Origin of the sequence: Janthinobacterium sp. GW456P, from assembly GCF_002127655.1 — a bacterium.
Lineage (GTDB): Bacteria > Pseudomonadota > Gammaproteobacteria > Burkholderiales > Burkholderiaceae_D > Janthinobacterium.
In genome coordinates this window covers 1-22,466 of the sequence record NZ_NEHB01000008.1, presented here as the reverse complement: position 1 = coordinate 22,466, position 22,466 = coordinate 1, and the positions used below count along the sequence as shown (strand labels likewise).

Annotated in this window: 23 protein-coding genes; 14 read left to right on the top strand and 9 right to left on the bottom strand. The window is 63.9% G+C overall.

What is annotated here, in order from left to right; genetic code table 11:
- Window positions 1-55: 55 nt before the first annotated feature.
- Together CBW66_RS09435 and CBW66_RS09430 are read right to left on the bottom strand one after the other, a co-directional pair.
- The gene (locus CBW66_RS09435; protein ID WP_230491955.1) at window positions 56-616 is read right to left on the bottom strand and encodes a YdcF family protein; all 561 of its coding nucleotides are present in this window, start codon (window positions 614-616) and stop codon (window positions 56-58) included.
- A gap of 54 nt (window positions 617-670) precedes the next feature.
- Window positions 671-1,309, bottom strand: a complete 639-nt coding sequence (locus CBW66_RS09430; protein WP_086136525.1) for a cysteine hydrolase family protein — start codon at window positions 1,307-1,309, stop codon at window positions 671-673.
- 112 nt (window positions 1,310-1,421) lie between these two features.
- Here CBW66_RS09430 and CBW66_RS09425 point away from each other — a divergent pair, with 112 nt between their 5' ends.
- Window positions 1,422-2,417, top strand: coding sequence for a GlxA family transcriptional regulator (locus CBW66_RS09425; RefSeq protein ID WP_170932914.1), 996 nt, complete (start codon window positions 1,422-1,424; stop codon window positions 2,415-2,417).
- Here CBW66_RS09425 and CBW66_RS09420 read toward each other — a convergent pair.
- The 6 genes from CBW66_RS09420 to CBW66_RS09400 all read right to left on the bottom strand — a co-directional run bounded on the left by CBW66_RS09420 (window position 2,394) and on the right by CBW66_RS09400 (window position 8,226).
- The gene (locus CBW66_RS09420) at window positions 2,394-3,254 is read right to left on the bottom strand and encodes a tetratricopeptide repeat protein (RefSeq protein WP_086136527.1); all 861 of its coding nucleotides are present in this window, start codon (window positions 3,252-3,254) and stop codon (window positions 2,394-2,396) included. The two genes, CBW66_RS09425 and CBW66_RS09420, sit on opposite strands and share 24 nt — an antisense overlap.
- Window positions 3,255-3,405: 151 nt before the next feature.
- Window positions 3,406-4,830, bottom strand: a complete 1,425-nt coding sequence (locus tag CBW66_RS09415; protein ID WP_086136528.1) for a chemotaxis protein CheW — start codon at window positions 4,828-4,830, stop codon at window positions 3,406-3,408.
- 2 nt (window positions 4,831-4,832) lie between these two features.
- Window positions 4,833-6,554: a PAS domain-containing methyl-accepting chemotaxis protein gene (locus tag CBW66_RS09410; RefSeq protein WP_086136529.1), complete on the bottom strand. Its 1,722-nt coding sequence runs from the start codon at window positions 6,552-6,554 to the stop codon at window positions 4,833-4,835.
- Window positions 6,555-6,820: 266 nt separating this feature from the next.
- Window positions 6,821-6,991: a hypothetical protein gene (locus tag CBW66_RS28950; RefSeq protein ID WP_170932913.1), complete on the bottom strand. Its 171-nt coding sequence runs from the start codon at window positions 6,989-6,991 to the stop codon at window positions 6,821-6,823.
- Between the two features lie 238 nt (window positions 6,992-7,229).
- Window positions 7,230-7,577: a hypothetical protein gene (locus tag CBW66_RS09405; protein ID WP_086136530.1), complete on the bottom strand. Its 348-nt coding sequence runs from the start codon at window positions 7,575-7,577 to the stop codon at window positions 7,230-7,232.
- A gap of 148 nt (window positions 7,578-7,725) precedes the next feature.
- Window positions 7,726-8,226, bottom strand: a complete 501-nt coding sequence (locus CBW66_RS09400; RefSeq protein ID WP_086136531.1) for an Lrp/AsnC ligand binding domain-containing protein — start codon at window positions 8,224-8,226, stop codon at window positions 7,726-7,728.
- Between the two features lie 106 nt (window positions 8,227-8,332).
- On the opposite strand from CBW66_RS09400, the gene CBW66_RS09395 reads away from it, so the two are divergent.
- The 13 genes from CBW66_RS09395 (at window position 8,333) to CBW66_RS09335 (ending at window position 22,018) form a co-directional block, all read left to right on the top strand.
- Window positions 8,333-9,622: a D-amino acid dehydrogenase gene (locus CBW66_RS09395; protein ID WP_086136532.1), complete on the top strand. Its 1,290-nt coding sequence runs from the start codon at window positions 8,333-8,335 to the stop codon at window positions 9,620-9,622.
- 13 nt (window positions 9,623-9,635) lie between these two features.
- Window positions 9,636-10,751 carry an alanine racemase gene (alr, locus tag CBW66_RS09390; RefSeq protein ID WP_230491954.1) on the top strand — a complete coding sequence of 372 codons (1,116 nt, stop codon included), beginning with the start codon at window positions 9,636-9,638 and terminating at the stop codon, window positions 10,749-10,751.
- Between the two features lie 88 nt (window positions 10,752-10,839).
- Window positions 10,840-11,397, top strand: coding sequence for an NADPH-dependent FMN reductase (locus CBW66_RS09385; protein ID WP_086136534.1), 558 nt, complete (start codon window positions 10,840-10,842; stop codon window positions 11,395-11,397).
- Between the two features lie 143 nt (window positions 11,398-11,540).
- Complete coding sequence (locus CBW66_RS09380; RefSeq protein WP_086136535.1) at window positions 11,541-13,115, top strand: sensor domain-containing diguanylate cyclase; 1,575 nt, start codon at window positions 11,541-11,543, stop codon at window positions 13,113-13,115.
- A 133-nt stretch (window positions 13,116-13,248) separates the two neighbouring features.
- Window positions 13,249-13,794, top strand: a complete 546-nt coding sequence (locus CBW66_RS09375) for a hypothetical protein (protein WP_086136536.1) — start codon at window positions 13,249-13,251, stop codon at window positions 13,792-13,794.
- A gap of 33 nt (window positions 13,795-13,827) precedes the next feature.
- A complete protein-coding gene (locus CBW66_RS09370) occupies window positions 13,828-14,244 on the top strand; it encodes a hypothetical protein (RefSeq protein ID WP_086136537.1) in 417 nt (138 codons plus the stop codon).
- Between the two features lie 113 nt (window positions 14,245-14,357).
- Complete coding sequence (locus tag CBW66_RS09365; RefSeq protein WP_086136538.1) at window positions 14,358-14,708, top strand: hypothetical protein; 351 nt, start codon at window positions 14,358-14,360, stop codon at window positions 14,706-14,708.
- Window position 14,709: 1 nt separating this feature from the next.
- Complete coding sequence (locus CBW66_RS09360; protein WP_230491953.1) at window positions 14,710-16,068, top strand: TolC family protein; 1,359 nt, start codon at window positions 14,710-14,712, stop codon at window positions 16,066-16,068.
- A gap of 2 nt (window positions 16,069-16,070) precedes the next feature.
- Complete coding sequence (locus tag CBW66_RS09355; RefSeq protein ID WP_086136540.1) at window positions 16,071-17,453, top strand: multicopper oxidase family protein; 1,383 nt, start codon at window positions 16,071-16,073, stop codon at window positions 17,451-17,453.
- 160 nt (window positions 17,454-17,613) lie between these two features.
- A complete protein-coding gene (locus CBW66_RS29680) occupies window positions 17,614-19,269 on the top strand; it encodes a methyl-accepting chemotaxis protein (protein WP_139841540.1) in 1,656 nt (551 codons plus the stop codon).
- Between the two features lie 77 nt (window positions 19,270-19,346).
- A complete protein-coding gene (locus CBW66_RS09345) occupies window positions 19,347-20,120 on the top strand; it encodes a transporter (RefSeq protein ID WP_230491952.1) in 774 nt (257 codons plus the stop codon).
- Between the two features lie 93 nt (window positions 20,121-20,213).
- The gene (locus tag CBW66_RS09340; RefSeq protein ID WP_086136541.1) at window positions 20,214-20,699 is read left to right on the top strand and encodes a hypothetical protein; all 486 of its coding nucleotides are present in this window, start codon (window positions 20,214-20,216) and stop codon (window positions 20,697-20,699) included.
- A 20-nt stretch (window positions 20,700-20,719) separates the two neighbouring features.
- Window positions 20,720-22,018 (top strand): NAD(P)/FAD-dependent oxidoreductase, encoded by a 1,299-nt coding sequence (locus CBW66_RS09335; RefSeq protein WP_086136542.1) that lies wholly within the window; start codon window positions 20,720-20,722, stop codon window positions 22,016-22,018.
- A gap of 65 nt (window positions 22,019-22,083) precedes the next feature.
- Here the strand turns inward: CBW66_RS09335 and CBW66_RS09330 are convergent.
- The coding region (locus CBW66_RS09330) for an IS1595 family transposase (RefSeq protein WP_139843048.1) at window positions 22,084-22,466 on the bottom strand (383 nt) is incomplete at its 5' end.

The window sequence follows — 22,466 nt, the reverse complement described above, 5'->3', positions numbered from 1 at the left end:
AGCCACAAATCACTGCCGCTCGCTACGGTTTTGTCAGACGTTGTAAGAACCGGGATCAATGGCGCATGAAATACACGGCATAGCCCACGGTTTCGCGCGGCACGGAATACAGGTCGCGCAGCTCGAAATACGGCGCGTGCACGTGGCCGCTGACGGCGATGCCGGCCCGCTCCAGCGCCAGCCGGAAGCGGGGCACGTGAAAATACTGCGTGGCGACCATGGCTGTCTGCCAGCCGTGTGCGCGCATGAGAAGGGCCGCGTTACGGGCCGTGGCGTCCGTGGTCCAGCCTTGATTATCCTCAAGGATGGCGCCGGCCGGCACGCCGCGCGATTGCAAATAGCGCGCCATAGCTGCGGCCTCGTCAAAACCTTCCTTGCCCGTCGCCCCGCTGACGAGAATGCGCGGCGCCCTGTGTGCCTGGAATTGCGTCAGCGCCGCGTCGAGCCGTGCCTGCAGGCGGGGGCTGGGCGTGCCGTCGGGCAGGATCGTGTTGCCTGGCACGACGATCACGTCGGCGGGCGCCAGTTTGTCGTCGAGTCCCGCCAGCACCAGGGCGGCGGTGGCCAGCAGGAAAACACCAGCAGTCGTCAAGCCCAGCACAGTTATTTTTCGCATCGTTCATCATCAAAGAGGGAATGGACGCATGATACCCGTCCATTCCCGCCTGCGTCAGTTCGCCTGCGCCTTGCGCGCGCGCTGATTCGACAAATAGATATTGTCCTTGTCCAGCGGCTTGCCCTCGCGCACGGCATCGAGCCATTCCTGCGTGCTGGCGACGGCGGCGAAATTCGAATGGAACACGGCGCTGAACACGCGGTGGATTTCCTCGGCGCTGGCCGTGCCGCCCGCATTCGCGTAGGGCAGGGTGCCGGTGGCGTCCTGCAGGAATTCGACCTGCAAGCCGTCGTGCGCGGCGTGGTAGATGGTGGCGGCGTCGCAGTTGTGCGTCATGTAGCCGATGATGCTCAGGGTATCGATGCCATGGCCCTCCAGCCAGGCGCGCAAGTCCGTGCCCGCAAAGGCGCTGCCCATGACCTTGTTGATGCGGTGGTCGGCGGCAAACGCAGCTACTTGCGGATGCAGCTGCCAGCCATCGCTGCCTTTTGCAAAGATGGGAGAAGCTTCCGGCGCATCGTGCTGCACGACGATCACGGGCACGCCGGCGGCGCGGGCGCCGTTCATGGCGGCGACGATGTTGGGCAGGGAAATGTCGACGGATGGATATTCGATGGGCAGGTCGCCCGTGAAGTATTCATTTTGCACGTCGATGACGAGCAGGGCGCGGCGCGGTACGGTAGTGTTGGACATGCGTGACTCCTGAATGGTTGAAAGAGGAAGGACTTCCCCGATGCAGCCATTTTCAAGCTGCGCGTTGAAAACAAAAAGTGGCCCGAAGGCCTATCTGCGATAAAATCGGGCCATGCGTGCCTATCCTGCTCCCGCCCCCTTGACCATCGCCGTGATCGCCTTCGACGGCATGACGCCGTTTCACCTGTCCGTGCCTTGCCTCGTGTTCGGTGCCCAGACGGACGAGACCGATCTGCCGCCTTTCCACGTGCGCGTCTGCGCCGCCGACCCCGCGCCCCTGCGCACGGCGGCCGGCTTTGCCATCACGCCCGAGTTCGGCCTGGAAGGACTGGAGGGCGCCGATATCGTCATCATGCCGGCCTGGCACGACGATTGCCGCGATGCGGCGCCATCCCTGGTCGCGGCGCTGCAGGCGGCCAGCGATCGCGGCGCGCGCATGGTGGGGCTATGCCTGGGTGCGTTTCCGCTGGCGCAGGCGGGCTTGTTGGATGGCAAGAGCGCCGCCACGCACTGGGGCATGGCGGACCGGCTGGCGCAGCGCTATCCCAAGGTCAGGGTGGAGCGGGAGGTGCTGTACGTGGACGATGGCGGCGTGCTGACGTCGGCGGGCGTGGCGGCCGGCCTCGATTGCTGCTTGCACCTGCTGCGCCAGCTGGCGGGTGCCGAGGTGGCCAACCGGGTGGCGCGCCGGCTGCTGGTGGCGCCGCACCGCCAGGGCGGGCAGGCGCAGTTCATCGAGCGCCCGCTGCCCGTGTCCGGCAGCGAAGGGCGCTTTGCCGAGGTGCTCGCCTGCGTGACGGCCAGCCTGGGCCAGGCGCACAGCATCGACGCGCTGGCCGAGCGGGCCGCCATGAGCCGGCGCAATTTCACGCGCCACTTCCGCCAGGCCACGGGCACGTCGTTCAAGCAATGGCTGCTGAACCAGCGCCTCGCGCATGCGCAAGGCTTGCTGGAAAAAAGCGCGGCCTCGATCGATGTCGTGGCGCAGGAGGCCGGCTTCGGCACGGCCCTGTCGCTGCGCCAGCATTTCCGGGCCAGCTTGCAGACGTCGCCGTCGGCATACCGCAAGCTGTTCCGGCAGCAATCAGGCCAGATCGGGCAGCCATAGCATTGCCGGGTCCCGGCTGCCGTTGGGCAGCTTCGCGCTGACGGCGATTTGCCGCGCGATGAAGGCAGTCTGGTCAAATTCGTAGCGTTCCTGAAAAGATACGGTTTCCGCGCTCATCAGTTCGGCATATGTCTGCATCAGGGTCGAGGCGGAAAGATGCTTGCCTTGTTCCAGATAGGTGTCGATGGCGGCCAGCAGCACGGGGTAATCCACATTGTCCTTGCTGCCGCCAAAGTTGAATGACAATTGCCCGCAGGCGCGCCAGATGGGGTCCAGTTCCCCCTCCGGCACCGCCTGCGTGCGCAACCATTGCAAGGCCTTGAATGGCGGGCCGCCGAACGACGGTGGAGAGATGATGGCCTGGATGGCCAGCTTGACGGCATCGTCGATTCTTCCCGCGCGCACATACTGGCCATGCAGCAAGACCAGCGCATCCGTATATTCGGGCACGATGGCCAGCGCCGCTTCCAGCAGGGCGATGGCCGCTTCGGGGTTGCGCTGCGCGATCAATTCCTTGGCGGCCAGGAAGGCGGCGCGCGGCGAGGCGGGGTCGTCGGCCAGCGAGGGCGTGGTGACGTACTCGTCTTCCGCTGCCGTGTAGGCTTGCAGGAACGCCGCCAGGCTGGAAAAGTGCGGCTGGATGCGCCATTCGTCGTGCCACGTCTCGACGACGATGGGTTCGCACGCTTCGCGGCCGATGGGCCAGTACAGGCCGAAGGTATCGCCATTGCCCAGCGCGCCTTCGTGGAAGGGGATAAAGCCGAGGGGCGGATATGCTGTCGAGTGTTGCCAGTCTTGTTCTAGCGAGATGTGGGCGAAGCTTGCGGGTAGTTGCATGGAGGCACCAGAGCATAAAACGCCAGTGTAATGCAAGAGCGTGCCGCGCCGTGTCCGCCAGTGGCGCTTGCGGCGCCAGGCCGGCCTGGTCCGCTGCGGTCGGCGGGCACTGGAATGGGCTTGCGCAAGGGCAGGGGATGGATCGTGCTCATCAGGGCGCAGGATCATGCGGCATGCCGGCAGCGCGGGACGCCAGGCCAGCCGCGGCGGCCACTTCTGCCAGGTCCAGTAGCCGGTAGCTGCTGCGCCTTTCCGCCGAGTCCAGCGTAATCATCGTCAGCGACTGCCCGCCGAACTGGCGGAAGCTCAGCTTTGTCGCCGCATAGGCGGGAACCAGGGTGACGAGATTACGCACCAGTAATCCAAAATGTCTTGCCGCGTGCTCGATGACGACGATGCGTGCCGTGGGCGCACCCTGCTGGCCCAGCGCGATCAGCGGCAGTGTGCGTCCCTGCCAGGTACAACTGCCAAGCGGGGCGCTGATATCGCCGCACGAGGGGGCTTGCATGTCGTCGGGCGGGGCCAGGATGGTGACGATGGCGGCCATGGGTAAGGCCAGTTCCTCGCCCCCGTCGCAGACGATGTAGGCGTCGCTGCTGCGCAGGCCTTGTGCCGAAGCAAGCGTTTGCGTACTCGTTTCGCGCGATGCTTGCGGGCACAGCGCCAGCAGGGCTGCGTCATCGAGCACGAGGTGCGGCGGGCCGGACTGCGCCGTGATCGTGGCCGCCACCAGCGCGTGAGCGCACGGTCCGTCTGCGCCGTGCAGGATGCGGCTGCAATCGATATCGCGCACGTCCAGCGTCTTGTCGATGCGTAGCCCCAGGCACCGACCGTCCCGTTCCAGCACGGCCAGCAGGGGTGGCGGCGCGGGCGGTGCCGGCAAGGCGCCATTGAAAGCGGCACCGTTGAGCACATACACTTGCCGCCCGCGCCAGCGCACCACCCCCGCCAGTTGTCCATTCCAGCCGAACGCCGTATCCAGTGGCGGGCACGGCAGGACTTCGGCTACCAGCGCCGCGGGCAATGCCAGTACGCGTCCCGCCAGCTCGACCAGCGCCAGCGATGCGCTGCCGCCGTCCTGCTCTGGAGCGGGGCGCGCATCGATTCCCGTCTGTGCGCCCGCCGTCCGCGTCCAGGCTTGCGCCCGCAGCATCAGGCGCTGCGGCTCAAGCAAATTGAGCAGTTCAGCGCCGCCGGCGGGACGCGCGACGTAGCGGAAAAAGCGGTCTGGCTCCTCGTCGTGGCACACTTGTTCGATGTGCTGTGGGGCAATTTTTTGTACGTTGGAGACGGCGTCGACGGCCAGACCGGCCAGGCGGCCTTCCGCTGCCAGCAGCAGCACGTAGGCACAAGGGGCATCGGCCGGCAGGTCGAGCCAACGGCGCAAGTCGATCAAGGGTATCAGCTGGTCCAGATGTGAAAAGACGCCTGCCAGGGCGCCTGTTGCGCCCGGCATGGGCAGCACGCCGGAGGGGAGCGGCAGCGCCTGGCGCACATGGGACGAGGCTATGCCTACCTGCAGCGTGCCTATGCGCACCTGCACGTAGTCCTGCGCCGCCGGTGCAGGGGCAGACATGCTCAGTGCTCCGCGGCGGCGGTTGCCTGCAGGTCCGTCAGCAGCTGCGCCACATGCCTGCTGGAATCGACCTGGGCAGCCGTGGCCTGATCGATCTGGCCTATCGATTGTGTTGTGTTATGAACGGAGTCACGGATCTGTTCGAAGGACAGGCGCACTTGTTCCGACAGGGTGCCGCTTTGATCGACGCGGCTGATGGTGGCGTCGATCAGGCGCGCGATGTTGCGTGCGGCATCGCCGGATTTCTCGGCCAGTTTGCGCACTTCATCGGCGACGATGGCGAACCCGCGGCCATGTTCGCCTGCGCGGGCGGCCTCGACGGCCGCATTGAAGGCCAGCAGGTTGGTCTGGATCGCAATATCGCTGATGGTGCTGACGATTTCCTGCACGTCCTGCGACGATTTCTGGATTTCCAGGATGGAGTCGATCGATTGGCCGAGCAGTACGTGCCCCTGCCGGGCATGCTGTACCGTTTGCTGTGCGATGGTGCTCGCATGCGCGGCGCCATGGCCGATGCTGTCGATGGCGCCGGCGAGCTGTTGCATGGCCTCGCCGATGCCGGCGACGCGGCTGCTGACGGTCTGTTCGCGCTCGACCTGCTGCGTGATATCCATGGCGAATTTGACGACCTTGAAGGCGCGGCCATCGGTGTCGAGAATGGGATTGTACGTGGCTTGCAGCCAGATGGCGGCGCCATGCTTGGCAAAGCGGTGGAAACGTGCGCTCTTGAACTTTCCTTCGCCCAGGTCGGCCCAGAAGTTGCGGTAGCCTTCGCTCTGCACCAGGACATCGTCGCAAAACATGCTGTGGTGCTGGCCCTGCACTTCTTCCAGCGTGTAGCCGACGGCGCGCAGGAAATTGCTGTTGGCCGTCAGGATATTGCCGCGCATGTCGAATTCGATCACGGCCTGCGAACGGGCGATGGCATCGATCTTGCCCGACGTTTCGGAGCGCAGGCGCTTGGCGGCCGTGATGTCGGTGGCGAACTTGATTACCTTCAGCGGCCGGCCGTCGACATCCAGGATGGGGTTGTAGGACGCCTGTATCCAGACTTCGCGGCCCAGTTTGTCCAGCCTGCGGAATTCGCCGGATTGGAATTGCCCGCGCTCCAGTCCCTCCCATAATTGCCGGTAGCTGCTCGCCTGCACATCTTCCTCTGTGCAAAACATGCGGTGGTGGCGGCCGAGCAATTCTTGTTCCTGATAGCCGAAGGTACGCAGAAAGTTGTCATTGGCGCGCAGCACGCGGCCCTGCAAATCGAATTCGATCACGGCCTGTACCCGTTCGATGGCCTGGATCTTGCCGGAAAAATCCTGGCGCGACTGCATATTGGCCGTGATGTCGTCGATGAGCGCGATGACATGGTCGGGCTGTCCGCCATCGCGCGACAGCGGCACATAGCGGGCCTGTATCCAGACTTCCCGTCCTTGCTTGTCCACGCGGCGGAATTCGCCCGCCTGCGGCTGGCCTTCGGCCAGCAGGCTCCAGAATTGCCGTTCATCCTGATGACGCTCGCGCGTGGCCGTGCATAGCAGCTGATGTGGCTGGCCAAGCAATTCGTCGCGCTGGTAGCCGAACACGTCCAGCGCGAGAGGGTTGGCGTCGCTCACGCAGCCGCGCAGGTCGAACTGCATCAGCCCTTGCACCTTGCTCAGTGCGGCTAGCAGGCCCATGTCATCCATCCCTTGCTTCGCCATGTCAGCGGCCATCATCGGGTAGTTCATTGCATTCTCCATGTTCTCGGACCGGCGCGCGCCGGCACAACTGTTCCTGACTGTTCATGCCGCGTGCCCGTCAAGCAGGCGAGGGATGTAGCTAGATGCCGGAGGCACGGTTGCTGCGGTATCTGGAAAAAACAAATAAATTAAATATGCCCAATTAAACAAATATTTAATGAATTTGTCAATGATATTTGAGATTTTTACGTCCGATATGTCGATTTTTTCTTCTTTTTCACAGAAAGTAGGGGAATGAACGTACAAATGTTTCTTTATGGATACAGATGTGCTGGCAATGTGGCAAATAAATTTGCCAAATATATTAAATAATATGGTCGCAGCGCTTTATGGCGCAAGCGCGCCAGCGGCGTGCCGGTCAGCGCATTGAAGGTGCGCCAGATGGGATCGGTCTGCTCTTCGGCACCGACAGCGTGCGCAGCCATTGCAGGGATTTCAGCGGCGGGCCGCCAGGCGAGAGCGGCGAACTGACGGCCTGAATGGCGGCATCCGGCTTGCGCTGGACGGTCCGCTATCGCCCCTGCCCGGCACGCGCTAGGCGAACGGGGTGTGGCCGATGGGCGCGTCGTTGCGCCAGTGCCGGCCTATGGACAGGTGCGCGAGGGCGGCGGGGCATTGCGTGGCCGCCAGCGCAGAACAGCGCTGCTGGCGCGTCCCCATGGCCTACTTGCGTGGCTCGTGTATGCGGAATTTGCGCACGATGCCCGCCTGGTCGAACATGACGGCCACTTCGCGTGTGCCTTTTTCGCCCAGCAGGGGGATCAGCCGCGTCACGGCGGGTGTTTTCAGCTGGTTCTTGTAGACCCAGACTTCATAGCCGGGATCGAAGCTGACGACGGTGGCGTTGCCCAGTGCCGCGTCGAGGTCGAGGCGGGTGGTCTTGCCCACCTTGATGTTCTGATAGATGGCGCCGTTGTCGGGTGCGCGGTTGACCTTGTATTCACTGGCGGTGCACATGGCCACGGCCAGGCCCGCGAGGCAGGAAGCTGCCAGTTTTATCAATGTGTTCATATGGACTCCCAGTGTGCATCACTGCTTCCAATCTCAGAGGGGACGGGCGTGATGTCATGGCAGGAGTGTGCTTGTCTCGCCGCGAATGTGCTACAAGATTATACAAAGGCGCAAGATGCGATGCCGTCGGTACCGGCAGGCGGTACTTTTAGCGGTTTTGCAATACGTCGGTCGACAGCGCCAGGGTTTCCTTGATTTCTTCCATCACCACATAGCTTTTCGACTGCGCGGCGCCGGGCAGCTGCAGCAGCATGTCGCCCAGCAGCTTGCGGTACTCGGCCATTTCATGGATGCGCGCCTTGATCAGGTAATCGAAGTCGCCCGACACCAGGTGGCATTCCTGCACTTCGGGAATCTGCAAGACTTCGCGGCGGAATTGCTCGAAGGCGGACGCGGATTTTTGATTCAGCGTAATCTCTACAAAGACGAGCAGCTTGGCGCCCAGCGCGGACGGGTTCACCTTGGCGTGGTAGCCCGTGATGACGCCATCGCGCTCCATGCGCTTGACCCGCTCGATGCAGGGCGTGATCGACAGGCCCACCTGTTCGCCCAGGTCTTTCATCGAGATGCGGCCATCCTGCTGCAGGATGCGCAGGATGTGGCGGTCCAGCTTGTCGAGGCCACGTGCCGATTCTTTAAGGATTCTCATGATTTATTGCTGAATATCTCGATTTATACGTGAACAAATACTGGCTCTTTCCCAATATGATAGCGGTTAATCTGGCGTCAGCCTAAAAAAATATAATGAGGAAACTATGCGTATCGTGATTCTGGGTAGCGGCGTCATCGGCGTCACCAGTGCTTACTATCTGGCCAAGGCAGGACATGAGGTGACCGTCATCGACCGCCAGCCGGGCCCGGCACTGGAAACCAGCTTCGCGAATGCGGGGCAAATCTCGCCCGGCTACGCTTCGCCATGGGCCGCGCCCGGCATTCCCCTGAAAGCCGTGAAGTGGATGATGCAGCGCCACGCGCCGCTGGCCATCTCGCTCGACGGCAGCGCCGCCCAGCTCAAATGGATGTGGCAGATGTTGCGTAATTGCACACCGGAAGCCTACGCCGTGAACAAGGAGCGCATGGTGCGCCTGGCCGAATACAGCCGCGACTGCTTCAAGGTGCTGCGCGCCGAGGCCGGCATCACGTATGAAGGCCGCCAGCAAGGCACGATGCAATTGTTCCGCACCGAAAAGCAGTACAACGACGCAGCCAAGGATATCGAAGTGTTGAAAGACGCTGGTGTGCCGTATGAAGTGCTGCAGCGCAACGAGCTGTCGCGCGCCGAGCCGGCCCTCGAAGCGGTCAAGGATAAACTGTTCGGCGGCTTGCGCCTGCCCAACGATGAAACGGGCGATTGCCAGTTGTTTACCACGCGCCTGTCCGAAATGGCCGAGGCGCTGGGCGTGAAGTTCCGCTATGGCGTCTCCATCGATGCATTGCTGACGCAGGGCGATGAAATCGCCGGCGTGCAATGTGGCGCGGAAATCGTCAAGGCCGATTCCTATGTCGTGGCGCTGGGCTCCTATTCGACGGGCTTCATCAAGCCGCTGCTCGACATTCCCGTGTATCCGCTGAAGGGCTATTCGATCACCGTGCCCATCGTCAACGCGGCCAAGGCGCCCGTGTCGACCATCCTCGATGAAACGTACAAGATCGCCGTGACGCGTTTTGACGACCGCATCCGCGTGGGCGGCATGGCGGAAATCGCCGGCTACAACCTGAACCTGAACCCGCGCCGCCGCGAAACCCTGGAAATGGTCGTCAACGACCTGTTCCCCGGCGGCGGCAACACGAGCGAGGCGACCTTCTGGACGGGCTTGCGCCCGATGACGCCGGACGGCACGCCGATCGTCGGCCGCACGCCGCTGCGCAACCTGTTCCTCAACACGGGCCACGGCACGCTGGGCTGGACCATGTCCTGCGGTTCGGCGCAATTGCTGGCCGACCTGATGTCGTCGAAAAAGCCGGCGATTCTGGCCGACGACCTGTCCGTCAGCCGCTACAGCGGCGCGCAGGGCAATGGCAAACTGCAACACGCGGTGGCTTGAGATGGGGGCCAGCATGCCTCCGAAAGAACGTAGCGGCGCCATCCTGACGGTGGACCTCGATGCCGTGCGCGCCAACTACCGCTTGCTGCGCGACAAGGCGCACCCGGCCGCCTGCTCGGCCGTCGTGAAGTCCGACGCGTACGGCCTCGGCGCCGCGCAGGTGGGCGCGGCCCTGTATGAAGAAGGCTGCCGCCATTTCTTCGTGGCCCATCTGGAAGAGGGCATCAGCCTGCGCCCGCACGTGGCGCCGGACGCGGCCATCTTCGTGCTGCACGGCCCGCCCGTCGGCACGGAAGGCGAGTTCACGGCCCACGGCCTGACGCCCGTGCTCAACAGCGAGCCCCAGGTGGCGGGCTGGCGCGCGCACGCAGCAGCGCTGGGCACCGCCCTGGACGCCATCGTGCAGGTGGACACGGGCATGTCGCGCATGGGCTTGTCGCCGCGGGAAATCGACGCCTGGCTGCTGGATCCGCACTTTCTCGACGGCATCAATGTGCGCTATGTCATGAGCCACCTGGCTTGCGCCGACGAGCGCGCCAACCCGATGAATGGCGAGCAGCTGGCCCGTTTCATCGCCATCCGCGCCCGTTTGCCGCACTACCGCGCCAGCCTGGCCAATTCCTCGGGCATCTTTCTGTCGCCCGATTACCACTTCGACCTGGTGCGCCCCGGCGCGGCCCTGTACGGCATCGGGCCGCAGGGCGGCGAGCCGAATCCGCTGCGCTCCGTGGTGCGTCTGCAAGGCAAGGTCTTGCAGACGCGCACGATCGCCGCCGGCGACCACGTGGGCTACAGCCGCCGCTACACGGCCAGCGCGCCGCGCCAGGTGGCCACGGTGTCCGTCGGCTACGCCGATGGCTGGCTGCGCAGCATGAGCAATCAGGGCCTGGCCATCGTCGATGGCGTGAAAGTGCCGCAGATCGGCGCCATCTCGATGGATTCCATCACCCTGGACGTGAGCGCCATCGCCGAGGAACGCGTCGCGCCGGGCAGCCTGGTCGACCTGATCTGCGCCGAACACCCGGTCGACGCCGTGGCGGCCATGGCCAATACCATCGGCTACGAGGTATTGACGAACCTGGGCGGACGCTACTATCGCGAATACCGGGGATTGGCCGGAGCACGCTAAGCAGCGCGAAACCGATGATTGTGTGGCAAGATAGCCCTGACGTGCATCGCACCTCAGGGCTTTTTTTTAACCATCATCGGGGATTTATATGAGCCAATATCAAGTCGCAATCATCGTCGGCAGCCTGCGCAAGGATTCCTTCAACCGCAAGCTGGCCGACGCCATCATCAAGCTGGCGCCGCCCGAGTTTTCCTTCAAGCACATTGAAATCGGCGACTTGCCACTGTACAACCAAGACGACGATGGCGCGCAGGCCGAGCAGGTGCTGCGCCTCAAATCCGACATTTCCGCCTCGCAAGCCTTGCTCTTCCTCACTCCCGAATACAACCGCTCTATCCCCGGCGTGCTGAAAAACGCCCTCGACCACGGTTCGCGTCCGTATGGACAGAGCGTGTGGGGCGGCAAGCCGGGCGCCGTGCTGGGCGTGTCCGTGGGCGCCACCGGTACGGCCCTGGCGCAACAGCATTTGCGCAATGTGCTCGCTTACCTGGACGTGCCGCTGCTGGGACAGCCAGAAATGTTTATCCAAGCCAAGGACGGCCTGTTTGACGAGCACGGTGGCATCGGTCCGGCCAGCCTCGGTTTCTTCCAGGGCTGGATGCAGCGCTACGTGGGCTGGGTCCGCAAGCACGCGATTCACGCTTGATGCAAGTCAAGGCGGCGGCGCTCAGCGTTGCCGCTTGTTCACATTCTTTGACCATAGATGCCAGGATTTCAATATTGGCACGGGTGTCTCGGTATAATGCGCCCTTTCTGTAGCGCAATACTTTCCAATTTCCTGCCGACTCCATGTGGACTAAACCTGTTCCGCGCATGAACTTGCGCCGTTTGATCGTGCTCGTGGCCTTTGCCAGCGCCCTGGTGTCCCTGGCCAACACCTTTTATGCCAGCTACAGCGTGCAGCGCCAGCTGTTGATCGATACCACCCTGGAAGCGAACCACGCCTACGCGAGCAAGCTGGCCAGCACGGCCGAGGATTTCCTGCAGTCGGCGCGCCAGCAGCTGGCCTACAGTGCCGGCAGCCTGCCATCGCGCATGGGCGACGATGCCTGGCTGACGGACGAGGCGCAGCGCCTGCGGCTGCAAACGAACAGCTTCAATTCCGTGCTCATCGTCGATGCCCAGGGCAAGGTGCTGGGCGTGTCGCCGGAAACCCTGGCCCTGAAAAACCGCACGCTCGATTCGGCCGGCGCCATCCAGGCGCTGCGCGAACGGCGCCCGCTGGTGACGCAGCCGTATGTTTCCTCGGTCGGCAACCTGGTGGTCTTCATTTCGCATCCCATCGTCGGCAAGGATGGGCGCTACCTCGGTTATGTGGGCGGCAGCATTTACCTGAAACAGAAAAACATCCTGTACACCATGCTGGGCCAGCATTACTACCGCGACGGCTCTTACCTGTACGTGGTCGACCAGAACCGGCGCCTGCTGTACCACCCGGACCCCGAGCGCCTGGGCCATGTGGCCGGCAGCAATGACGTCATCGACACCATCATCACGCAGCGGGGCGGCGGCAACCGGCGCATGCATAACAGCCTGGGCGTGGACATGCTGGCCGGCTACGCCGTCATGCCGTCGACGGGCTGGGGCATCGTGGCACAGCGTCCCACGGCCATGACCCTGGCGCCGCTGAACCAGCTGATGGCCAATACAATCTGGCATTCCCTGCCGATCGCCTTGCTGAGCCTGCCATTCATCTGGTGGCTGGCCAGCCTGATTTCGCGGCCCCTGATGCAACTGGCCGAGGGGGCGCGGCGCATGGATGTGCCCGGTACGAGCGAGCACATCGCGTCCATCCGTGCCTGGTATGTGGAGGCGGCGCAGATCAAGAAAGCCTTGCTGAAGGGCCTGGCGTTGTTGCAGAACAGGATAGGCAAGTTAAAGACCGACGTGGAGACGGACCCGCTGACGGGCCTGGCGAACCGGCGCGGCATGGCGGCGGCGCTCGACGTCTGGCAGGCGCAGGCGCGGCCGTTTTCCGTCATCGCCATCGATATCGACCATTTCAAGCAAGTCAATGACCGCTGGGGCCATGCCATCGGCGATGAAGTGATCCTGCGCCTGGCGCAGCTGATGCGCGCCTGTTCGCGCGATGCCGACGTGCTGTGCCGCAATGGCGGCGACGAATTCATCATGCTGCTGCCCGATGCCGACCTGGACGTGGCCATGCAAGTGGCCGAGCGCCTGCGCGCCAAGGTGGCCGCCGCCGTGATTCCCGGCGCGGGCGCCATCACGGTCTCGCTGGGCGTGGTCTCGTCGTCGCACGGCGAGCGCAGCACGGACGCCGTGCTGCTGGCCGCCGACGCGGCCCTGTACGTGGCCAAGGAAAACGGGCGCAATTGCGTGGGCATCACGGAACCGGCCTGACAGGCGTGCCGCGCGGCATGATCTGATCCGTTGTTTTCTGTTGCATCTGAGCCTGTCCTGTTTGCCCGCCAGCGCTTACCATGGGGCCCTGATGGTGTACAACGGGGAACGGGTATGGCGACGGTGAATATTGATGACGTTTGAGCAAGAACTTGGCATCCGCTGCGAGGTCGGTGATCAGCCCCACCCGCTGGCCTTGCTCGACTGTCGCGAACTCAATTACGGTCAGCACAGCGTGCTGCCGCTGCACCCGTTCCGCCTGAGCGTGCCGGAAGCGGCGCTGGCGGGACTGCTCGACGAACCGTTCAACAGTTTCGTGCAGGATTGCCGCGAAGACGACCTGCAGTACGAGGAAAGCGACTTGCCCGAGCTTATGCAGGCCGGCTATCCCGACATCACGGCCATGCTGGCGGGCCACCGGCCGCTGCTGGCCGAAATGATTTACGACTTCATGATCGGCGACCTGATGTGGGCCATCGGGCGCGCCAGCGGCTACTGCCGGCCCCGCGCCCGTTGTTTGGGCGACGTGGAGGCGGCCGATGGCCGCGCGTATTTTACCGTCAATCAAGTGGAGAAAATCTATTTTGCCGATGGGCAGGTCATCTTGGAAGGGCAGGGCTACTACGGCGCCTATGTCATCTGGCTGACGCACGGCGGCGGGAGAAAAATAGGGACTTGACCTTCCTTGCGTGGGAAGGTTTATAGTCCTGCCATGAACCGCGCCTTTTTCCGCTCACTTGCCCGCTCGCTGCTCTGGCTGCTGGCCGTCACCTTGCCCTTGCAGGGCTTTGCGTCGGCCATGCGCAGCTGCTGCGTGGACGAGCGGGCGGCAATGGTCACTATCGCCGCTGCAGCAACGCAGGCGCCCCAGTGCCATGACATGGCCGACATGCAGATGCAGCACCAGCCGCTGCACATGGCCATGGACGACGGCGGCGCGGGCCACCCTGGCCACGATTGCGGCAACCATGGCGCCTGCACGGTGGGCGCCACGGCGCCGCCCGGCATGCCTGCCGTGCACGCCTTGACCCTGCGCGCGCCGCCTCCGGCGCTGGCACCCGATTCCCTGTTCGCCGGGCATATCCCCTCCGGCCCTGAACGTCCCCCGAGAAGCACGCGCTCCGCCTGACCGCCCGTTGAACCTGGCGGTGCCGCCGTCGCACGTCCCTGCACGTCGTACCGGCCACGCCAGCGTTCCCGTCGCGCGCCCGCCGCGCCATACCCTGTCATTCAAGGAATACCATGAAGCAATTATTCAGCCTCGTGCTGGCCGCCGGCGTTGCGCTTGCCTCGCTGCCGCTGGCCGCCGCCGCGCAATCCCGGCCCCCATCCGTCCCGCAAGAGGCGCAAGCGCCCGTGCCGGCCCCCACCTATCGCTCCGCCTTCGCCGGCTACCGTGCCGCCGCCGAGGACGACGCCACGCCCGACCAGGCCTGGCGCGCCCTCAACGAGAAAGTCGGCAAGGCAGGCGGTCACATGGGCATGATGAAGATGGACGGCCACAAGATGGAAGGCCACAAAATGCCGATGGAGAAGCCCGGTCCCAAGCCTGCCGCCCAGCCCGCCCCGCAACACCAGCATGAGGGACACTGAGATGGCACCTTTTACAAAATCAACTTGCCTCACGCCGCTGGCCCTGGCGGCCGTTTTGCTGCTCAGCGGCTGCACCAGCTTCAGCCCCGATGGCGGCATGCAGGCCGTGTCCGCGCTGGCCGACGCCCGCACGGGCGCCCCCGCGGCATTGACGGAGAAGGGCGGCGAGGAAAAGCTGGCCTCTTTGCTGGCCCAGCCCCTGGACGCCGACAGCGCCGTGCGTATCGCCCTGATGAACAACCACGGCATGAAAGCGGCGCTGGCCGAACTGGGCGCGTCCGAGGCGGACCTGGTGCAAGCGGGGCGCTTGCGCAACCCGGGCCTGTCGTTCGGCCGCTCGCATGGCAGCCACGGCAATGAAATCGACCGTGGCGTCAGCTTCGACCTGGCCGGCCTGCTGACCATGCCCATGCGCGTGAACATCGAGCGGGGCCGTTTCGAGCAAGCCAAGCTGCAGGCCGCCAGCAGCGCCGTGCAGCTGGCGCTTGATACGCGCCGCGCCTACTTCAATGCCGTGGCCGCCGTGCAGACGGAAGCGTTCATGCAGCGGGCGTTGCTGTCGGCCGAGGCGGGCGCGGAACTGGCCACGCGCCTGCGGCAGGCGGGCAACTGGAGCCGCCTCGACCAGGCGCGCCAGCAAGTGTTTTATGCGGACGCCGCCGGCGACCTGGCCCGCGCCCGCCACCAGGCATTGGTGACGCGCGAACACCTGACGCGCCTGCTGGGCCTGTGGGGCAAGCAGACGGCGTTTACCTTGCCGTCGCGCCTGCCTGACTTGCCGGCCCATGCGGCCGAGGCGGGCGATATCGAGGCGCAGGCGATGGAGCAGCGCCTCGACGTGCAGATGAGCAAACTTGACGCCCATGCCACGGCCAGCGCACTGGGCCTGTCCAAGGTCACGGGTGTCATCAATGTGCTCGACGTGGCTTATACCAACAAGAGCACGAGCGAGGCGCCGCGCGAAAACGGCTACGAGGTATCGCTGGAACTGCCGCTGTTCGACTGGGGCACGGCGCGCAACGCCAGGGCGCAAGCGCTGTACGAACAGTCGCTGCAGCGCACGGCGGGCACGGCTGTCAAGGCCCGCTCGGAAGTGCGCGAAGCGTATTCGAGCTACCGCACGGCCTACGACCTGGCGCGTCACTACCGCGATGAAGTCGTGCCGCTGCGCAAGACGATCTCGCATGAAGTATTGCTGCGTTACAACGGCATGCTGGCCAGCGTGTTCGAACTGCTGGCCGATGCGCGCGAGCAAGTCGCCAGCGTGAACAGCGCCATCGAAACCCAGCGCGATTTCTGGATCGCGCAAACCGAACTGCAAGGCGCCATCAATGGCAGCGGCCCAGCCAACAAGGAATAATGATGATTACACGTAGAAATTTTTTCATGAACGCGGGCGCCGTCGCCCTGAGTGCGGCAGCGGTGAGCCGCGTCGGTGCGGCGTCCCTGCCGGAAGCCGTCAGCATGGCTGGCGCCGACACGAAAGCGCCGCCACCGCCGCCGAACGGACGGCCGTACAACCCCGTCGTCACCCTGAATGGCTGGTCCTTGCCCTGGCGCATGAACAACAACGTCAAGGAATTTCATCTGGTGGCCGAACCCGTCGTGCGCGAACTGGCGCCCGGCATGCAAGCGAACCTGTGGGGCTATAACGGCCAGTCACCAGGGCCTACCATCGAAGTGGTGGAGGGCGACCGCGTGCGCATCTTCGTCACTAATAAATTGCCGGAACACACGAGCGTGCACTGGCATGGCCAGCGCTTGCCCAACGGCATGGATGGCGTCACGGGCCTGACCCAGCCGGGTATTCCTCCCGGCAAGACCTTCGTCTATGAATTTGTTGCCAGGCGGCCCGGTACCTTCATGTACCACCCGCATGCCGATGAAATGACGCAGATGGCCATGGGCATGATGGGTTTCTGGGTGACGCACCCGAAAGACCCGAATGTCATGAAGGTGGACCGCGATTTCGTCTTCCTGCTCAGCAATTACGACATCGATCCTGGCAGCTATACGCCGAAGATCATGACCATGACGGATTTTAATCTGTTCACGTTCAACAGCCGCGTCTTCCCCGGCATAGCCCCCATGGTCGTGCGCCAGGGCGACAAGGTGCGCGTGCGCGTGGGCAATCTGACCATGACGAACCACCCGATCCACATGCACGGCCATGAATTCGAGGTGACGGGCACGGATGGCGGCTGGACGCGTCCCGAATCGCGCTGGCCCGAGGTGACGACCGATATCGCCGTGGGGCAGATGCGCGCCGTGGAGTTTACCGCCACGGACCTCGGCGACTGGGCTTTCCACTGCCACAAATCGCACCACACGATGAATGCCATGGGACACGACGTGCCCACCATGATCGGCGTCGACCACCAGGGCGTGGCGGCGAAAATCAACCAGCTCGTGCCCGGCTACATGGTGATGGGCGAACGGGGCATGGCCGACATGGGCGAGATGCAGATGCCGATCCCCGACAATACCTTGCCGATGATGGCGGGCGACGGCCCGTTCGGCGCCGTTGGCATGGGTGGCATGTTTACCACGGTCAAGGTGCGCAAGGATCAGAAACCGGGCGATTACAGCGACCCGGGCTGGTACCAGCACCCGGCCGGCAGCGTGGCCTATGAATGGACGGGCGCCTTGCCGGAACCCGTGCGGGGCCAGGGCGCGGGCAAGCCGGCGGCAAAAAGCGGCGTGGAAATGACGGTGCGCAAGCCAGGCGGACACAGCGGCCATTGACGCTCTCCCGGGATTTGCTAGCATGGCAAGTCCCGGGACATGTTGCTTTGTATCAAGGAATTGTTGGTTAGTGACAATCCGAGCATTTTAGTGACTGTTTTTTCCTTATATTCAAGGCATACGCTTAAATTATTGGCTACCGTCTTGTCTGGGGGGAAACATGTTGAGTAAAATGAAAGTGGGGACGCGCCTGCTCGCTGCCTTCTTTTGCGTCGCGCTGATGGGGGCCATCGTGGCCGGCATCGGCATCTTCAACATGGGCAAGATCGATACCATGGCGGGGCAGATGTACAACCATGAATTGCTGGGGCTGTCGTACATCAAGGAGGCGAATATCGCCTTGATCAAGGTGGGCCGCGCGCGCAGCAATTTCTTGCTGGCCACTACCGCCGAGGAGCGCGCCACGCGCCAGGCTGACATCGGCAAATTCCTGGAGTTAAATAAAAGCTATCTGGCCAAGGCCCAGCCGCTGTTCGTCACGCCAGCCGCCAAGGAATTGTTTGCCCGCTTCGCCGCTGTCGAAGCGGAGTACATTGCCACCATGCAGCAGGCCCTGGCGCTGGCGGCGGCCGAGCCGCTGGCCCAGCGCAGCGCGCAACTGGTCGTACTGCTCAACAAGACGCGCCAGCATGCCGATGAACTCGACGGTATGCTGGATAAACTCTCGCTGCAGAAGGAAGAGCGCGCCAAGGCGGCTTCCGAGCAGGCCTCGGGCGTGTACCAGGCCAGCCGCAGCTTCATGATCGCGCTGGTGCTGGGCAGCATGGCGGCCGGCCTGGCGCTGGGGGCGCTGATCACGCGCGGACTGACGCGCCAGCTCGGCGGCGAACCGGCGTATGCCGTCAGGATCGCCGGCGCCATCGCCGAGGGCAATCTCACCATCGATATCCGCACGGCCAGCCATGACAATGCCAGCCTGCTGTTCGCCATGAAAGCCATGCGCGACAAGCTGGTGGGCATCGTCAGCCAGGTGCGCTCGGGTACGGACACCATCAACACAGCTTCGAGCGAAATCGCCCAGGGCAACCTCGACTTGTCGTCGCGCACGGAAGAGCAGGCCAGTTCGCTGGAAGAAACGGCATCATCGATGGAGCAGCTGACCTCGGCCGTGCGGCAGAACGCGGACAATGCGCGCCAGGCCAATGCGCTGGCCGGCGCCGCGTCCGACGTGGCCGGCAAGGGGGGCGCCGTGGTGGGGCAGGTGGTGCAGACGATGGAATCGATCAATGCGTCTTCGCGCAAGATCGTCGACATCATCAGTGTCATCGACAGCATCGCTTTCCAGACGAATATCCTGGCCTTGAACGCGGCCGTGGAAGCGGCCAGGGCGGGCGAGGAGGGGCGCGGTTTCGCCGTCGTCGCGGCGGAAGTGCGCAACCTGGCGCAACGCTCTGCCAGTGCCGCCAAGGAAATCAAGACCTTGATCGGCGACTCCGTTGAGCAGGTGGAAATCGGTTCCAGACTCGTGCATGACGCAGGCAAGACGATGGATGAAGTGGTGACCAGCGTGCGCCAGGTGGCTGACATCATGCAGGAAATCACGGCCGCCAGCGCCGAGCAAAGCGCCGGCATCGAGCAAGTCAACCAGGCCGTGCTGCAGATGGACCAGGTGACGCAGCAGAATGCGGCCCTGGTGGAAGAGGCGGCGGCCGCCGCTGAATCACTGCAGGACCAGGCGCAGACCCTGACCGAGCTGGTGGGCGTGTTCCGCCTGCATGCGCAGGCCGAAGGCATCGCCGTGGCGGCGGCCAGCAATGTCACGCCGCTGCGCCGGCCAGTGCCGGCCGCCAGACAGGAAGTGCGGCGCCTGGCCTGACAGCGGCCGGCTCGGGCGCAATCGGCGCGGCGGTGGTAGGCTGTCGCTATTGCGCGTTTGCCACTTCAGGGTCCCCCATGCCATCTTCTTTCCTGTCCTCCTTGAGTTTTTCCCTGTTGCTGCTGTCGTTGGCGCCCCTGGCGCAGGCGCAGGAGGGCGAGCCCGTCCTGCCTTATCGTCCATCGGTGGCCAGTCCCGCCCAGCTGCCCGTGCCGGGCCAGCTGGAATTCGAGGCGGGCGGTCTGCTGTCGAAAATGGACGACACGCGCCGCGCCAGCTTGCCGTACACGTTCAAGCTGGCGTTCACGCCCGAATGGGGCGTGCTGCTCGAAGGCGAGGGTTTCGTGCGCGCGCGCGACGGCACGGGCCGGCGCGAGACGGGCGTGGGCGACACGACGGTCGTGCTCAAACGCGCCTTTTTGCTCGACAGTGCCACGGCGCTGGGCCTGGAACTGGGCTGGAAGTTGCCCACTGCCAAGGACAGCATCGGCAGCGGCAAGAGCGATGTCTCGTTGAACGGTATTTTCAGCCGCGATCTGGGCGCCGTGCACATGGATGCCAACCTGAACGCCACGCGCCTGGGGGCTTCCGACCCTGGCACGGGCAGGGTGCAAACGGGCTGGGCGGCCTCCTTTTCCACGCCCGTCAGCGACCGCTGGGGCGCCACGGCGGAAGTGTCGGGCACGCGTTTGCGCGGCGCGCCAGCCACGGCGCAGCTGCTGCTGGCCGCCACCTACAGCCCCACGCCGCGGTTGGCCATCGATATCGGCATGGCGCGCGGCTTGACGGCGGCGTCGCCGGACTGGTCGCTGTTCAGCGGCTTGGTGGTGCCGCTGGGCACACTGTGGTGAGATTGCGACGGGATTCCTTATGTGTCCTTGCGAACAAACGGTTGCTTGCGCAAGGTCTACAATTGCGGCATAACTGATAAAAGGAGTGTCCTCATGAAAACCCTCATTCTCGCCGCCGTCCTGCTGTCGGCAGGTACCGCCGCCGTTGCCCAGGTTTCCGTCACCGTCGGCCAGCCAGGCTTTTACGGCCGCATCGACATAGGCGACTATCCCGCGCCGCAATTGATCTACGCCCAGCCCGTCATCGTGCAGCGCCCGCAATATTATTCGGCCGCCCCGATCTACCTGCGCGTACCGCCCGGCCATGCCAAACACTGGTCCAAGCACTGCCGCAAGTATAATGCCTGTAACCAAGAGGTATATTTCGTCCAAGATGGTTGGTATAACAACCAATATGTGCCCCGCTACCGCCAGCAGCATGGCGACCATGGCCGTCCCGATTACCGCGACCGCGACCGTCATGACGACAGACATGACAAGCACTATGACAAGCGCGACAAACATGATGACCATCCAGGCAAAGGCCATGGCAATGGTCGCGGCAATGGCAACGGCAACGGCAACGGGCACCGGGATTAAACACGCAAGCAGGAGGATCTTTGCACAGTAAAATCGTAATCGTAGGGGGAGGTGCAGGCGGCCTGGAGCTGGCTTGCAAACTCAGCCGCAAGCTCGGCCCAGGCCAGGTCACCCTGGTCGACAGCCGCCTGTACCATATCTGGAAGCCATCACTGCATGAAGTGGCGGCCGGCACCCTGGACATTCATCAAGAGGGCCTGTCGTACCAGATGCTGGCGCATGACAATGGTTTTACCTATGTCTATGGTCCTTTGATCGGGCTCGACGCAGCGTCGAGCAGCCTCACCGTGGGTGCCATCGCCACGGACAAGGATGAGCAGCTCTTGCCGCAGCGCCAGGTCAGCTACGACCAGCTGGTGCTGGCCGTGGGCAGCACCTCGAATTACTTCGGCGTACCCGGCGCCCAGGAAAACACGATTTCCCTGAATGCCACGGAAGACGCCGAACGTTTCCGTTTGACCCTGCTGAAACTGCTGGCCATGGCCGAACAGCGCCAGGGCGACGCGGGCCATCCCGGCGTTGACATCGTCATCATCGGCGGCGGCGCCACGGGCGTGGAACTGGCGGCCGAATTGCGCGAAGCGAGCGGCGTGTATGCCGCGTATGGTTTCCAGAATCTCAACGCCATCAAGGATGTGCGCATCACCCTGCTCGAAGGGGCGCCGCGCATCTTGGCGCCGCTGCCCGAGCGCGTCTCCATCGCCGCCTCGAAACTGCTGCACCAGCATGGCATCACGGTGGTGACCAATACGCGCGTCACCACGATCGAAGCCGACAAGGTGACGGTTGCCAGCGGCACCAGTTATGCGGCCGACATCTGCGTGTGGGCCGCCGGCATCCGCGCGCCGGAATTCCTCGCCACGTTGGGCCTGCCCACCAACCGCGCCGGCCAGCTGGAAGTGACGGGCATGCTCAATGTGCAGGGCCATGCGAATATTTTCGCGCTGGGCGACTGCGCCGCCTGTACGGGGCCCGACGGCAAGCTGGTGCCGCCGCGCGCCCAGGCTGCCCACCAGCAAGCCGATTACCTGCTGAAAACGTTCCTGCTGCAAGCGAAGGGCAAGCCGCCGCAAACCAAGCCGTACGAATACCTGGACTACGGTTCGCTCGTCTCGTTTGGCCGCACCACCTCGGTCGGCACCCTGATGGGTTCCCTGAAGGGCCTGAGCTGGTTCGTCGAAGGCTTTGTCGCGCGCATGATGTATGTCAGCCTGCATTTGATGCACCACAACGCCGTGCTGGGCAGCGTGCGCACGGCCGTCATGGCCATGGGCCGTTTCCTGATCAAGCGCAGCTCGCCGCAGGTCAAGCTGCATTAAGCGGGCTGCATGAAGCGGTTTTGCGCCGTAACAAAACAAGGGGCCTTGCGGCCCCTTTTTATTGGCTATGTCACCGTCAGATGTGGGAATGCTCCCAGCGCGGCTTTCAACAAGGTTGCCGGGGAACGGATGCGCCCCGCGTCGAGTATCCAACGCCAGCCCAGGTAGTTCGGCAGATAGCGCGTGGCCACGCCGTGAAACGGACGTAGCCATTGCCGCAGGCGGCTGTGATAGGCGTTGACGTTTTGCACGTGCACAGCTCCCTGCACGCGGATGCCGGCGCGCAAGTTGACGGCCTGGTGGCTGATGCACGCTTCCCGCGCAAAAGCCCGATAGGCGGCATGGCCATCGGTGACCAGCAGGATATCGTTGTCGATCATCGGTAATAACCGATGATGCAGCTGCGCTGTCGTGAGCGCCCCTTTGCCCGTGACGAAATCGAGGGTTT

What these genes read in the sequence shown, in the direction of transcription:
- CBW66_RS09345 (WP_230491952.1), top strand. Translation starts at nt 19,347, where the DNA reads ATGCCATCTTCTTTCCTGTCCTCCTTGAGTTTTTCCCTGTTGCTGCTG.
- CBW66_RS09370 (WP_086136537.1), top strand. Translation starts at nt 13,828, where the DNA reads ATGAACCGCGCCTTTTTCCGCTCACTTGCCCGCTCGCTGCTCTGGCTG.
- CBW66_RS09400 (WP_086136531.1), bottom strand. Translation starts at nt 8,226, where the DNA reads ATGAGAATCCTTAAAGAATCGGCACGTGGCCTCGACAAGCTGGACCGC.
- CBW66_RS09420 (WP_086136527.1), bottom strand. Translation starts at nt 3,254, where the DNA reads ATGCAACTACCCGCAAGCTTCGCCCACATCTCGCTAGAACAAGACTGG.
- CBW66_RS29680 (WP_139841540.1), top strand. Translation starts at nt 17,614, where the DNA reads ATGTTGAGTAAAATGAAAGTGGGGACGCGCCTGCTCGCTGCCTTCTTT.
- CBW66_RS09435 (WP_230491955.1), bottom strand. Translation starts at nt 616, where the DNA reads ATGCGAAAAATAACTGTGCTGGGCTTGACGACTGCTGGTGTTTTCCTG.
- CBW66_RS09365 (WP_086136538.1), top strand. Translation starts at nt 14,358, where the DNA reads ATGAAGCAATTATTCAGCCTCGTGCTGGCCGCCGGCGTTGCGCTTGCC.
- CBW66_RS09430 (WP_086136525.1), bottom strand. Translation starts at nt 1,309, where the DNA reads ATGTCCAACACTACCGTACCGCGCCGCGCCCTGCTCGTCATCGACGTG.
- CBW66_RS09395 (WP_086136532.1), top strand. Translation starts at nt 8,333, where the DNA reads ATGCGTATCGTGATTCTGGGTAGCGGCGTCATCGGCGTCACCAGTGCT.
- CBW66_RS09340 (WP_086136541.1), top strand. Translation starts at nt 20,214, where the DNA reads ATGAAAACCCTCATTCTCGCCGCCGTCCTGCTGTCGGCAGGTACCGCC.
- CBW66_RS09355 (WP_086136540.1), top strand. Translation starts at nt 16,071, where the DNA reads ATGATTACACGTAGAAATTTTTTCATGAACGCGGGCGCCGTCGCCCTG.
- CBW66_RS09375 (WP_086136536.1), top strand. Translation starts at nt 13,249, where the DNA reads ATGACGTTTGAGCAAGAACTTGGCATCCGCTGCGAGGTCGGTGATCAG.
- CBW66_RS28950 (WP_170932913.1), bottom strand. Translation starts at nt 6,991, where the DNA reads ATGGCTGCGCACGCTGTCGGTGCCGAAGAGCAGACCGATCCCATCTGG.
- CBW66_RS09410 (WP_086136529.1), bottom strand. Translation starts at nt 6,554, where the DNA reads ATGAACTACCCGATGATGGCCGCTGACATGGCGAAGCAAGGGATGGAT.
- CBW66_RS09380 (WP_086136535.1), top strand. Translation starts at nt 11,541, where the DNA reads ATGTGGACTAAACCTGTTCCGCGCATGAACTTGCGCCGTTTGATCGTG.
- CBW66_RS09415 (WP_086136528.1), bottom strand. Translation starts at nt 4,830, where the DNA reads ATGTCTGCCCCTGCACCGGCGGCGCAGGACTACGTGCAGGTGCGCATA.
- alr (WP_230491954.1), top strand. Translation starts at nt 9,636, where the DNA reads ATGCCTCCGAAAGAACGTAGCGGCGCCATCCTGACGGTGGACCTCGAT.
- CBW66_RS09385 (WP_086136534.1), top strand. Translation starts at nt 10,840, where the DNA reads ATGAGCCAATATCAAGTCGCAATCATCGTCGGCAGCCTGCGCAAGGAT.
- CBW66_RS09425 (WP_170932914.1), top strand. Translation starts at nt 1,422, where the DNA reads ATGCGTGCCTATCCTGCTCCCGCCCCCTTGACCATCGCCGTGATCGCC.
- CBW66_RS09405 (WP_086136530.1), bottom strand. Translation starts at nt 7,577, where the DNA reads ATGAACACATTGATAAAACTGGCAGCTTCCTGCCTCGCGGGCCTGGCC.
- CBW66_RS09360 (WP_230491953.1), top strand. Translation starts at nt 14,710, where the DNA reads ATGGCACCTTTTACAAAATCAACTTGCCTCACGCCGCTGGCCCTGGCG.